This window comes from Streptomyces sp. NBC_01520 (assembly GCF_045040375.1).
Classification (GTDB): Bacteria; Actinomycetota; Actinomycetes; order Streptomycetales; family Streptomycetaceae; genus Streptomyces.
In genome coordinates this window covers 1,594,148-1,606,285 of the sequence record NZ_CP109404.1, presented here as the reverse complement: position 1 = coordinate 1,606,285, position 12,138 = coordinate 1,594,148, and the positions used below count along the sequence as shown (strand labels likewise).

Genomic DNA, 12,138 nt, shown 5'->3' with positions numbered 1-12,138 from the left:
GTACGGTAACCGCATGACGAAGGAATTCTACCGGCCCGTGGTGGCCGTCGCCGGAGCGACCGGCGCCCAAGGCGGTGCGGCCGCCCGCTCGCTACTCGATCAGGGCTTCCAGGTCCGTGCCCTCACCCGCACTTCCGACTCGGCCGCCGCCCACGCGCTGAGGGGTCTCGGCGCCGACGTGTACGCGGCGGACTTCGACGACAGCAAGTCGCTGGCGGCGGCCCTGAAGGGCGCCGACGGACTGTTCGCGATGTCCACGCCGTTCGGCTCGGACCCGGAGACCGAGGTCAGGCAGGGCATCGACCTGCTGGAGGCCGCCCGTGGTGTCGGGCACATCGTGTTCACCTCGGCAGCGCACGCCGACCGCGGCACGGGCATTCCGCACTTCGAGAGCAAGTACCGCATCGAACGGCACCTGCGAGGGCTGGGTGTGCCGTGGACGATCCTCGGTCCGGCCGCGTTCATGGACAACTACACGGTCGAGTGGTCGCTCGAGGGCCTGCGCGAAGGCCGGTTCGTGCTGCCGATGCCGGCCGACCGGCCGCTGACGCTGATTCCCGCACGGGACATCGGGGCCTTCGCAGCCCATGTTCTTACGCGGCCGCAGGAGTTCGCGGGCCGGCGCATCGACATCGCTTCCGACAAGCTGACCTGCCTGGAGATCGCGGAAGCCCTGACCGGGGTATGCGGCCGGCCGATCGTCTTCGAGCGACTGCCGATCACCCACGTCGAGGCGTTCTCGGCCGATCTCGCCGCGATGTTCCGCTACTTCACAGACGTCGGCCTCGATGTGGACGTGGACGCACTGCGGCGCGACTTTCCGGAGATCGGCTGGCAGCGCTTCGATACGTGGGCAGCCGGGCGCACCTGGCCGGTCAGCTGATTCCACGCGTCAGCACGTGGCCGGACTCAGGCCGCGAGCAGTTCATACAGGCGCTCGGCCGGGGTTCGCCGGCCGGGCGTTCTGCGTGGGCGGCGGTTGAATGGCACCGCCCGGCCGTCAGGAGCCGAGCAGCCGCTCGTACTCCTCCTGCGTGACCGGAAGCACCGTGCCGTGCCGGGCGCCCGCCGGGAGTGCGTAGTCCGCGGACATCGTCCACCTGCCCGAGTCGAGGTCGTCCGTCTCGAACGGTACGTAGCCGCGCCCGCCGAACTCGTCGATGAGGAGGTACCACTTCTCCTCGGTGTTGGACCTGAAGACCGCGGGGCCCTCGCCCCGGTCGACCGAGCCCTTGCCGATGCAGTCGGCCACGAAGCCGTACGAACGGGACGTGAGGTCCTGAGACTTCTCCGCCGTGATGAACTTGGAGCACGGGGTGTCCGACGACGGGTTCCGCTCGTCCTTGGTGAAGCGGTAATAGCTGCCGTCGTGGCGGATGACCGTCGAGTCGATCACCGAGTACCCGGGGTCGTGCCACACCTCCGGCTCGGTGAAGGTGCGGAAGTCACGCGTGGTCGCGTACAGCATCTTGTTGTAGGTGCTGCCGGTGTGCTCCGGGTCGTCCGCCGCGTAGATCTTGGAGGCCCAGAAGACGACGTACGAGCCGAGCCTCTCGTCGTAGTACGCCTCCGGGGCCCAGGTGTTGCCGGCGGTGCCGGGCGCGACCTCCACCAGGCGCCGGTCGGTCCAGTTCACCAGGTCCGTGGACTCCCAGACCATGACCGACCTGCTGCCGGTGCGCTGGACCTGGTCCCAGCTGCCGCCCGCGCCGCCGTACATCCGCAGGTCGGTGGCGATCTGGTAGAACTTGTCGCCCTCCGGTGAGCGGATGACGAACGGGTCGCGGAGCCCCTCGGTGCCGAGGTCCGAAGTGAGCACCGGCTCACCGCCGTTCAGTTCCTGCCAGTGCAGCGGGTCGTCGCCACGGCTGAGCGACATCCGTATCTGCTCGCCGTCCTCGGTGCTCTCGCCCGTGAAGTAGCTCATGGCGTAGCCGGTGTACGTCCGCTCCTGCGGCAGTTCGGGCACGGCGGCGGTGAAGGTACGGCGCGTGGCCGCCCTGCCCCGGGTGACCACGGCGGTGAGCTCCACGCTCGTCGGTCCCGCACCGGGCTCCGGGCGGTGCACGATGCCTGTCGCGTCGATGACCCGGGGCCGTTGGGACCTCCACGTGACGGTGGTGCCGTGGGCCCCGGTGGCGGGCAGCGTCAGATGGCCGCGTACGTCGTCGAGGCCGTGGACCATGAGCCCGGCGGCGGCCCGTGCGGTGGCCGCCCTGTCGCCGACCGGGGCCGGCCCGGCGTGGGCGGAGCCTCCGCCGGGCAGCGTGAGCAGGCCGACGACCAGCGACAACAGGGGCAGCAGCGGGGTGAAGGCTCTTCTCGCGGAGTGTCCCGCAGGGTGCGGAGGCATGAGTCTCCCGACATCACGTTCGGTGTACCGGTCGCCGTTCGTCAAATCGGACCGACGTTAGGGCTGGTCCTGAGCCCTAGTCAAGGGGAACGGACGAAACTGCGCGCACCGTAGAAAGCGCTTGCCGATCCGCGTAGGGTCCTGCCCGCTGAATCCATTCAACCGGAATCCGTCCACCCCGGAATCCGATCCATCCCAACCGGAGGAGCCCCGCCATGCGCCGAGCCGGATCCGCACTGCTGGCCGCCTGCACCGCCGTCGCCGCCCTGACCGCCCTCGCGTCCACCCCCGCCAGGGCCCAGGACCGCCCCGCCGCCGGGCCGGACGCCCTGGACCACTGCACCGGCACCGCCCCCGTCCTCTGCCACTTCGATGTCGCTCCCGGCACCTACCGCGTCCGGGTCCTCCTCGGTGGAGGCGCCGGGGCCGGCTCGACCTCCGTCACCGCCGAGACCCGCAGAACCGTGCTCGCCGAGACCCCGAACGCCGCCGGGAAGACCGTCCGCCGCAGCTTCACCGTGGACGTCCGCGAACCGGAGGGCGAGCCCACCGGACCCACCGGCAGCCCCGGACTGGACCTCGCCTTCGGCGGTACGGCACCGCGGCTCGCTGCGCTCCGGGTCGAACGCGTCCGCACGCCCCAGATCCTCCTCGCCGGCGACTCCACCGTCTGCGACCAGCCCGGCGACCCCTACTCGGGCTGGGGGCAGCAGCTCCCGCAGTACCTCACCGACCGGATCGCCGTCGCCAACTACGCCGACTCCGGGGAGGGCTCGCAGTCCTTCCGGGACAACCCGGCACTCTTCCCCGCGCTCCGGGCCCGTATCCACCGCGGTGACCTCGTCCTCGTCCAGCTCGCCCACAACGACAAGCAGACCGACCGCGCCACCTACCGCACCAACCTCACCGCGATGATCGAGGACGTACGGGCCGAGGGCGGACGGCCCGTGCTCGTCACCCCGATCGTCCGCCGCTGGTTCAACACCGACGGCACCCTCGACAACGGCACCGCCCTCCTCGTCAACGGCCTGGGCGTCGACCTGCCCGCCGAGGTGCGCACCCTCGCCGCCGAGCAGGGCACCCCGCTCGTCGACCTCACCGCCCTTACCAAGGCGCGTGTCGAGGAGCTCGGCCCCGAGGCGTCCAAGGCCCTCTACCTCTACGACGAGAAGCGCGACAACACCCACACCTCCACGCGCGGCGCCACCGAGTATGCCGCGCTCGTCCTCGGCGAGCTGCGCGACCGGAAGCTCGTCCCGCCCCACGCGGTCCGATGACCCCCGCCCTCTTGAGCGCCCGTCCCCCACGAAGGACCGTCCCCCACGAAAGGCGATCCCCGTGAGCCGAGCCGAAGTGCCCGGCCGCAGGAGCATGCAGAGGGAAGCCCTGGTCGCAGGGGCCCTCACCGCCGTACCCGGCGTCGCCCACGCGGCGACGCCGCACGCCGCGTACCGCAATCCGCTCGTCGAGCGGCGCGCCGACCCGCACATCACCCGGCACACCGACGGCCGTTACTACCTCACCGCCAGCGTCCCCGAGTACGACCGGATCGTCCTGCGTTCGTCCCGCACGCTGGGCGGCCTGGGTACCGCCGAGGAATCGGTCGTCTGGACCCGGCACACCACCGGGGACATGGCCGCCCACATCTGGGCGCCGGAGCTCCACCGCATCGGCACCACCTGGTACATCTACTTCGCGGCCGCCCCCGCGGACGACATCTGGAAGATCCGCATCTGGGTGCTGGAGAACGCGAGCGCCAACCCCTTCCGGGGCACCTGGACCGAGAGGGGGCAACTCGCCACCGCCTGGGACACCTTCTCCCTCGACGCCCACACCTTCACCCACCGCGGCGACCGCTACCTCGCCTGGGCCCAGCACGAACCCGGAGCGGGCAGCAACACCGGGCTCTTCCTCTCGCGGATGGCCGGCCCCTGGACACTGACGGGGCCCCAGATCCGCCTCAGCACGCCCGAGTACGACTGGGAACGCGTCGGCTTCGCGGTCAACGAGGGGCCGGCGGTGATCAAGCGGAACGGCCGCGTCTTCATGACGTACTCCGCGAGCGCCACCGACGCCAGCTACTGCATGGGCCTCCTCACCGCCGACGCCCGCAGCGACCTGATGGACCCGGCCTCCTGGGCCAAGTCCCCGGAGCCCGTCTTCACCGGCAGCGAGGAGACGGGGCAGTACGGCCCCGGCCACAACTCCTTCACCGTCGCCGAGGACGGCCGCACCGACGTGCTCGTCTACCACGCACGCCCGTACCCGGAGATCACCGGCGACCCGCTGCACGATCCCAACCGGCACACCCGCATCCAGCGGCTGGCCTGGAAGACCGACGGCACACCGGACTTCGGCATCCCCGTCGCCGACACCGTCTGACAGTGGACCCGCGCCCCGGCCGGAACCGGCCCGGGGCGCGGGACACGGGCCGACCTCACCCACACGTTCCCGGCGCACCCCGAGCCCCCTCGCCCATGTCAAGGGGGCCAAAAAGCAAAAAACCCCAGGTTACCTGGGGTTTGTGCTGGTGTCCGAGGGGGGACTTGAACCCCCACGCCCGATAAAGGGCACTAGCACCTCAAGCTAGCGCGTCTGCCATTCCGCCACCCGGACCGGGTGTCTGTCGTCCGGGCCGTGCCCGTTCCGACGTGGAAAACCATAGCAAACATTCGGGGGTGCTCGATCACGCCCCCGGCATGTGAAAGGCACGTGACGAGGAGTGGGCGGTCTTGGGTGTGCGGGGCAGGCGCGCGAGGATGAGGGGAGCAGCACCGCGACAGTGGAAGGAAGCAGCGTGAGCGAGACCAACACGGCCACGGCCGGCATCGGCGGGTCCGCCGAGAATGAGGTCGTGGACCTCTGTCGTGACCTGATCCGGATCGACACCAGCAACTACGGCGACCACTCCGGCCCCGGGGAGCGGCTCGCCGCCGAGTACATCGCCGAGAAGCTCGCCGAGGTCGGGCTGGAGCCGCAGATCATCGAGTCCCACAAGGGCCGCGCCTCCACCGTGGCGCGGATCGAGGGCGAGGACCCGTCCCGGCCCGCACTGCTGATCCACGGGCACACCGACGTGGTGCCGGCCAACGCGGCGGACTGGACGCACGACCCGTTCTCCGGCGAGATCGCGGACGGATGCGTCTGGGGCCGGGGTGCGGTCGACATGAAGGACATGGACGCGATGACCCTCGCGGTCGTCCGCGACCGCATGCGCAGCGGCCGCAAGCCCCCGCGCGACATCGTGCTGGCCTTCCTCGCCGACGAGGAGGCGGGCGGCACCTACGGGGCCCGCCACCTCGTCGACAATCACCGCGACCTCTTCGACGGCGTCACCGAGGCGATCGGTGAGGTCGGCGGCTTCTCGTTCACCGTGAACGAGAACCTGCGGCTCTACCTGGTGGAGACCGCGCAGAAGGGCATGCACTGGATGCGTCTCACCGTGGACGGCACCGCCGGCCACGGCTCGATGACCAACAACGACAACGCCATCACCGAGCTCTGCGAGGCCGTCGGCCGGCTGGGGCGGCACAAGTGGCCGGTCAGGGTGACCAAGACCGTACGGTCCTTCCTCGACGAGCTGTCCGACGCACTGGGCACCCCGCTCGACCCGGAGGACATGGAGGCGACGCTCGCCAAGCTCGGCGGGATCGCCAAGATGGTCGGCGCCACCCTGCGTAATTCCGCCGCACCCACCATGCTCGGCGCCGGCTACAAGGTGAACGTGATCCCCGGACAGGCCACCGCGCACGTGGACGGGCGCTTCCTGCCCGGATACGAGGAGGAGTTCCTGGCCGACCTCGACCGGATCCTCGGGCCGCGGGTGAAGCGCGAGGACGTGCACGGCGACAAGGCGCTGGAGACCAGCTTCGACGGTTCCCTGGTGGACGCGATCCAGCTCGCGCTCAAGGCCGAGGACCCGATCGCCCGTGCGGTGCCCTACATGCTGTCCGGCGGCACCGACGCGAAGTCCTTCGACGACCTCGGCATCCGCTGCTTCGGCTTCGCCCCGCTGAAGCTGCCGCCGGAGCTGGACTTCGCCGGCATGTTCCACGGTGTGGACGAGCGGGTTCCGGTGGACGGCCTCAAGTTCGGCGCCCGGGTGCTCGACCGGTTCATCGACCATTCCTGAACGCATCGCGGCTGAATTCGCCAGCGTGTGCGTACATAACCAGAAAGGGTGAAAGGGGCCGTGCACTCGTAGCCCTCTCACCCCCTCCTCGTTACAGGTGATGCGGTCCGCGGCTGGGGCCGCACTTGTCAACCAGGAGGAATAATGATCAAGAAGGTCGTCGCAATCGCGGCTGCTACCGGTGGTCTCGTGCTCGCGGGTGCGGGTATGGCTTCCGCCGACGCCGGTGCCCAGGGTGCCGCCATCGGCAGCCCCGGCGTGCTCTCGGGCAACGTCGTCCAGGTGCCGGTCCACGTTCCGGTGAACGTGTGCGGCAACACGATCTCCGTGATCGGGCTGCTGAACCCCGCCTTCGGCAACACCTGCGTCAACGCCTGACGTTGAACACCAACCCGTAAGGGTGTGGTCCGGCGGCCCCGGAGTGCGCGCCATGCACTCCGGGGCCGCCGGGCATCGGGCCCCCGGACAGGCTGTGTCCAGGGGCGTTTCGGAAGGCAGAAGGCAGGAAAGCAACCTATGCGACAGGTCACACGTAAAGGCCTGATCACCATGGCAGCGGCGGGCGGAGTGCTCGCGCTCGGTGGCGGTTACGCACATGCCGATGCGGGAGCGTCCGGCGGTGCGTCGAACTCACCGGGAGTGCTGTCGGGGAATTCGATCCAGGTCCCGATCGACATTCCCGTCAACGTGTGCGGAAATTCCGTGAACGTCGGCGGTCTGCTCAATCCCACGAGCGGTAACGACTGCGGAAACGGATCGGCGGGTGCCGGGCACGGCCACGCGTCGGACCACGACGCCTCGTCCGGGCACGGCTCCGGCCCCTCCGGGTCGGGCTCCGGCCCCTCCGGGTCCGACGGACCGGGCTCCGGCAGCCACGCGTCCGGGCACGAGGCCCGGGACGGCGGGGCGGGGACCGGCAGGCATCGCGCTCCCGGCGCCACGGCACAGGGCGAGGCCAAGGGTTCGCCCGGCATCGGCTCCGGCAACCAGGTGCAGGTGCCGGTCGCGATCCCGGTGAACCTCTGCGGCAACAGCATCACCATCGGCGGACTGCTCAACCCGGTCTTCGGCAACAGCTGCGAGAACGACGCGGAGGTCACCCCGCCCGTCGTCCCGCCGACGCCGCACACCCCGGGGAAGCCGGTCCTGCCGCCCGAGCACGTCTCCGTGCCGCCGGCTCCAGAGACCCAGTTCGTGACCGAGCAGCTCGCCCACACCGGTGCGGGCGGCCTCGACCTGCTGATTCCGGCGAGCGCGGGTCTGCTGCTCGCGGGTGCGGGCACGGTCCTCTACCGGCGCTCCCGCAGCGCCGCGTAACAGCACCACGACAGCGCGTACAGCACGATCAGAGGAGCGGGTTCCGCGTGTGCGGAACCCGCTCCGTGCTACCAGGTGGCGCGGAGCTGGCGGATGATCCGGCGGCGCAACCGCACGCGGCGGCTGCCGTCAAGGCGCAGCGTCAGCCGGTCCAACTCCCAGTGCCCGTACTCGGCATGGTCGGTCAGCAGGCGGGCCGCTTCATTGCGGGACACCCCGCGCGGCACGTACACGTCGACAAATTCGTATTCCGGCATCGCATCTATTGTGCGGGCAGAGCCCCGGTACGGATAGCGTCTGCACTATGTCTGATGCTGCGCAGCCCACCGCTGCCGAGGTACGCGCCGCCGCCGATGCAGTCAAAACCGCGCTCGACCGCCACCTCGAGGCCGTCGAACGCCGTACCGGGGACGACGACCCCGCTGTCTACGACGCGTTCAACGCACTGGCCGCTGCGGCCGAGGTCTACGACGAACTGCTCTACGACCGCTACGACGAGGTCACCCCCTTCGAGATCCCGGGCGCGGACGACTCCCTGCCGCCGTACGCCGGACCGGAGGAGCCGCATGCCGTCAGCGTGCTGATCAGGCGCGACTACGCGGTGGTCGAACCCCCGCGGCTGCTCGCCCAGGCGCAGCGGATCGCCGACCTGGACCCGGAGGGGCACGACAGCGCCGCCGTGCCCGTCGTCGGTGCCAGCGTGCACGCCGCGCTGGGGGTGCTGTTCGGGGAGTACGAGGCGGACGAGATCGCCTCCCGGCACAAGGAGTTCGGCCTGGAGGAGGGGGACTCCACCCTCTGGGTCTCCGCGGTGGAGGAGCTTCCCGAACCGGGGGAGTGGCTCGGTGCGCCGTTCGACGAAGCGGATCCGTCCCTGGTGGTGTGCCGCTTCGACGCCAGCACGGTGTTCGACGAGGACGAGGACGACGCGGACAGGGATCCCGAGGCCTTTGTGGCGGAACGCGCCTGATCCGGACGGCCACGACGGCACGACCGCACGACGGCCCCGGTGCGCAGCGCACCGGGGCCGTCGGACGTGTCCGGTCCTTCCCGGCCTCCTACGGGGCCTGGGCGGCGTCCGGGGTCGGCAGCGCCTCCAGGAGGGTGCGCAGCCGGGTCGTCCGCTCCTGCGCGGGGATCTCGGCCACCGCGCGAGGCAGGGCCTGGTCCACGCCGTGCACCACGGACAGGTGCCGCTCGCCGCGGCTGAACGCGGTGTACACCCACGGCCGGCTCAGGCCCTGGGCCGCGTCACCCGGCAGGACGACCACCACGGCGGGCCAGCGCATCCCGGCCGCCTGATGGGCACTGAGCGCCCAGCCGTGCCGCACCGACGACCCCACCGCGTCCTGGGGTACGACGACGGGTGTACCCGCGCAGTCCAGGTGCAGTCCTTCGTCGTCGGCCGAGACGACCGCCCCGGGAACGGCCCTGCCGGGTGCGGGCACATGGACGACGCGGTCGCCGGGATCGAACCCGCCGAACCGGCCGGGTCCCGGGTTGAGCCGCTGCTTGAGCGCCGCGTTCAGCGCCGAGGTGCCCGCCGAACCACCGTGCCCGACCGTGATCACCTGGGTGTCGGAGGACGGTACGCCGATGGCACGCGGCACCGAGTCGGCGACCAGCTGCACCGTGCGGTGGACGGCCTCACCGGCATCCCGGACAGGGACGATCACGACCTCCTTGCCGGGGGCGTCGACCGGGCCGATCTCACCGATGCCGATGCCCGAGACCAGCTCGCCGATCGGCCCGGGGTCCGGGGTGCGTGACACCACCTGGGGGCAGGCACGCGCCGCGAGCACATCCGCGAACACCCGGCCCGCACCGGCGGATCCGAGCACACCCGGATCGCCGCTCAGGACGAGCCGCGTGCCGTCGGCCAGGCATTCCACCAGTATCGCGGCCGTCTCCACGTCGAGCTGCGGGGCATCCAGCACCACCAGAAGATCGAGGGCGAACGCACCGTCCGCGTCCCGGCCAGGACCGGCGGTGCCGGACAGCAGGCCGGACAACGTCACGACAGCCTGCGGGTCACCCACCGAGGCGGCCAGCCTGCGCACGCCGTCCACGCTGTGGGTGGTCGCGAGGGCCCGCAGCCCCAGGCCGCGCGCGGCGGCGATCAGGGCGGCGGGCTCGGCCCTGGCACTTTCGCCGCCGCTGTGGGCGACCAGGCCGGCGGTCGCGACGGTCCGGATCAGCTCGCCCGCCGAGGGGGACGGGGCGGCAGAGGCTGCGTCCGCCCAGTCGGTGCCCTTCTCGCAGGAGTTGACCAGGCGCCCCAGGCCGTCGGCGAGGCTCTCCTCGGCCAGTGCGTACCGGTCGAGGCCCAGCAGGACCGGCGCCGGTTCCTGGGCGTCGCCCGCCTCGTCCGTGGCCTCCTCGCCGTCCGTCTCCTCCGGCTCCGCGCCGTCCGGCGCCTCCGACAGGTCGGCGCCGTCCTGGAAGACGAGCACGACACCCTCGGCGATTGCGTGCCGCACGGCCGCCTCGGGGTCGGTCACCGAGTGCCCGGCGAGCGCCGCGCGCACCTCGGACGCGTCCAGCGCGGTGTGGCCCCGCAGCGCGGCCTGCTCCAGCTGCCGGCCCACGAGCGCCGCCGTGCGCCGCTCGTCGTCCGGCCCGCACTCCGCGCCCAGCAGGGCACGGGCGAAGCCGTCGGCCTGTTCAGGGCGTACACCGGGCACGGACAGCAGCTGCCACGGATCCTCGCGCAGGAGGCCGGCCGCCTGCTCGCCGAGCGTCGTCGCCGTCGGGCGGGCCAGGGCCTCGGGCGCTCCGCCCTCCGCGAGTACGGCCGCGACCGAGGCCACGGCCTCCGGGGACGCCCCGCGTACGGCGGTCCGCGCGGGGGCCGGGGACGGCCGGACGGGCGCCGGGCCCTCAGGGGCGGCCCGGCGGGCTGCGGGCGCCGTCGCGGGGGCGTCGAAGAAGGCCGTGCCCGGCTTCTCGCCGCTCTCCACGGCGCGTACGGCCGCGAGCAGGTCGGCGGCCGGGCCGCTCAGCTTCGTGCCCGCCGGGATGGGCCCTTCCTTCTTGGCCTTGCGCTTCTCGATCCGCTCACGCAGCTCGCGCTGGGCGGCCAGCTCCGCCTCGGCCTCGGAGAGCGCGGCAGGCCCGTCGGCCGCGGCGGCATCGGTCGCGTCGGTCGAGGGAGCCTCCCCGGCAGTCCCTTCCGCGCTCCCGGGAGCCCCCTCCGTACCCTCCGTACCCTCCGTACCCTCCGCACCTTCCTCGCCGGGCGCACGGTCCTCGCCGGGCGTGCCGGCGGCAACGGCGTCGGTGCCGCGGTCCTCGTCGTTCTCGGCCGCGGGGTCCGGGGTTTCCCCCCGGGGAAGCGCAGTCACAGCGTGCTCCAGTCCTGGTCCGGATATCGGTGCACGGGCGCCGACACATCGTCGAGCGCCTGGCAGATCTCGTCAGGAAGACTAAGCGCCTCCACCGACAACGCCTCGGTCAGCTGCCGCGCGTTGCGCGCGCCGACGACCGGGGCCACCACGCCGGGGCGGTCCCGCACCCAGGCGAGCGCCACATGGAGGGCCGTCGTAGCCAGGCCGTCCGCGGCCGTGGCCACCGCGTCCACGATCCGGCGCGCGGGGTCGTCCAGATACGGCTCGACGAACGGTGCCAGCTGCTCCGACGCACCCCGGGAGTCGGACGGCGTACCGGTGCGGTACTTGCCGGTGAGCACCCCGCGGCCGAGCGGGGACGAGGGCAGCAGCCCCACCCCGAGGTCCAGCGCGGCCGGAAGCACCTCACGCTCGACGCCCCGCTGCAGCAGCGAGTACTCCATCTGCGTACTGGCCAGCCGGGTGCGCAGCCCGGGCGAGGCGAGCTGCCAGGTGGCCGCCTTGGCCAGCTGCCAGCCGCTGAAGTTCGACACGCCCGCGTACCGCACGCGCCCCGACGAGACGGCCAGATCCAGTGCCTGAAGGGTCTCGTCCAGCGGAGTCACGGGGTCGAAGGCGTGGATCTGCCACAGGTCGACGTAGTCCGTACCGAGCCGTTCCAGGGACGCGTCGAGCGCGGCCAGCAGATGCCCGCGCGAACCGTCGAAGCGGCGGTACGGGTCGGGAACACTGCCCGCCTTCGTCGCGATGACCAGATCCTGCCGCGGCACCAGCGTGTCGATCAGCCGCCCGAGCAGGTACTCGGCCTCCCCACCGCCGTACACATCGGCCGTGTCGACGAGGGTGCCGCCCACGTCCCAGAAGGCCTTCAGCTGATCCGCGGCGTCGTGCTCGTCGGTGTCCCGGCCCCAGGTGAGGGTGCCGAGCCCGATCCGTGACACGCGAAGGCCGGTACGGCCGAGATGCCTCTGCTCCATGGGCGCTGAGAT

10 protein-coding genes, 1 tRNA gene and 1 pseudogene are annotated in these 12,138 nt (G+C 71.7%); 7 read left to right on the top strand and 5 right to left on the bottom strand.

The annotated features are described in order from the left end of the window. Nucleotides 1-13: 13 nt before the first annotated feature. Nucleotides 14-883 carry an NmrA/HSCARG family protein gene (locus tag OG524_RS07295; protein WP_405809535.1) on the top strand — a complete coding sequence of 290 codons (870 nt, stop codon included), beginning with the start codon at nt 14-16 and terminating at the stop codon, nt 881-883. A gap of 126 nt (nt 884-1,009) precedes the next feature. Here the strand turns inward: OG524_RS07295 and OG524_RS07290 are convergent. After that, nucleotides 1,010-2,221, bottom strand: a pseudogene (locus tag OG524_RS07290) (immunoglobulin-like domain-containing protein); the annotation flags it as partial. Nucleotides 2,222-2,568: 347 nt separating this feature from the next. Here OG524_RS07290 and OG524_RS07285 point away from each other — a divergent pair. Together OG524_RS07285 and OG524_RS07280 are read left to right on the top strand one after the other, a co-directional pair. Further along, nucleotides 2,569-3,630 carry a rhamnogalacturonan acetylesterase gene (locus OG524_RS07285; RefSeq protein ID WP_405391764.1) on the top strand — a complete coding sequence of 354 codons (1,062 nt, stop codon included), beginning with the start codon at nt 2,569-2,571 and terminating at the stop codon, nt 3,628-3,630. A gap of 94 nt (nt 3,631-3,724) precedes the next feature. Next, nucleotides 3,725-4,735 carry a family 43 glycosylhydrolase gene (locus OG524_RS07280; RefSeq protein WP_405812439.1) on the top strand — a complete coding sequence of 337 codons (1,011 nt, stop codon included), beginning with the start codon at nt 3,725-3,727 and terminating at the stop codon, nt 4,733-4,735. 146 nt (nt 4,736-4,881) lie between these two features. Here the strand turns inward: OG524_RS07280 and OG524_RS07275 are convergent. After that, nucleotides 4,882-4,969 (bottom strand) — tRNA-Leu (locus tag OG524_RS07275). A gap of 181 nt (nt 4,970-5,150) precedes the next feature. Here OG524_RS07275 and OG524_RS07270 point away from each other — a divergent pair. The 3 genes from OG524_RS07270 to OG524_RS07260 all read left to right on the top strand — a co-directional run bounded on the left by OG524_RS07270 (nt 5,151) and on the right by OG524_RS07260 (nt 7,802). Continuing rightward, nucleotides 5,151-6,485 carry a M20/M25/M40 family metallo-hydrolase gene (locus OG524_RS07270; protein WP_405391765.1) on the top strand — a complete coding sequence of 445 codons (1,335 nt, stop codon included), beginning with the start codon at nt 5,151-5,153 and terminating at the stop codon, nt 6,483-6,485. A gap of 144 nt (nt 6,486-6,629) precedes the next feature. Next, on the top strand, nt 6,630-6,863 hold the full coding sequence (gene chpH, locus OG524_RS07265) for a chaplin ChpH (RefSeq protein WP_014157166.1): 234 nt from the start codon (nt 6,630-6,632) through the stop codon (nt 6,861-6,863). A gap of 138 nt (nt 6,864-7,001) precedes the next feature. Next, entirely contained in the window at nt 7,002-7,802 is an 801-nt protein-coding gene (locus tag OG524_RS07260; RefSeq protein WP_405391766.1) for a chaplin, read from the top strand. 68 nt (nt 7,803-7,870) lie between these two features. On the opposite strand, the gene OG524_RS07255 is transcribed toward OG524_RS07260, so the two are convergent. Further along, nucleotides 7,871-8,059 (bottom strand): DUF5703 family protein, encoded by a 189-nt coding sequence (locus OG524_RS07255; RefSeq protein WP_405809533.1) that lies wholly within the window; start codon nt 8,057-8,059, stop codon nt 7,871-7,873. Nucleotides 8,060-8,106: 47 nt separating this feature from the next. Between OG524_RS07255 and OG524_RS07250 the strand changes: the two genes are divergently transcribed. Further along, nucleotides 8,107-8,772, top strand: coding sequence for a hypothetical protein (locus tag OG524_RS07250; protein ID WP_405391768.1), 666 nt, complete (start codon nt 8,107-8,109; stop codon nt 8,770-8,772). An 88-nt stretch (nt 8,773-8,860) separates the two neighbouring features. Here the strand turns inward: OG524_RS07250 and OG524_RS07245 are convergent, their stop codons facing one another. Together OG524_RS07245 and OG524_RS07240 are read right to left on the bottom strand one after the other, a co-directional pair. Then, complete coding sequence (locus OG524_RS07245) at nt 8,861-11,146, bottom strand: helix-hairpin-helix domain-containing protein (RefSeq protein ID WP_405809531.1); 2,286 nt, start codon at nt 11,144-11,146, stop codon at nt 8,861-8,863. Further along, complete coding sequence (locus OG524_RS07240) at nt 11,143-12,126, bottom strand: aldo/keto reductase (RefSeq protein WP_405391769.1); 984 nt, start codon at nt 12,124-12,126, stop codon at nt 11,143-11,145. Before OG524_RS07240 ends, OG524_RS07245 begins: the two co-directional genes overlap by 4 nt. Between the last annotated feature and the right edge of the window lie 12 nt (nt 12,127-12,138).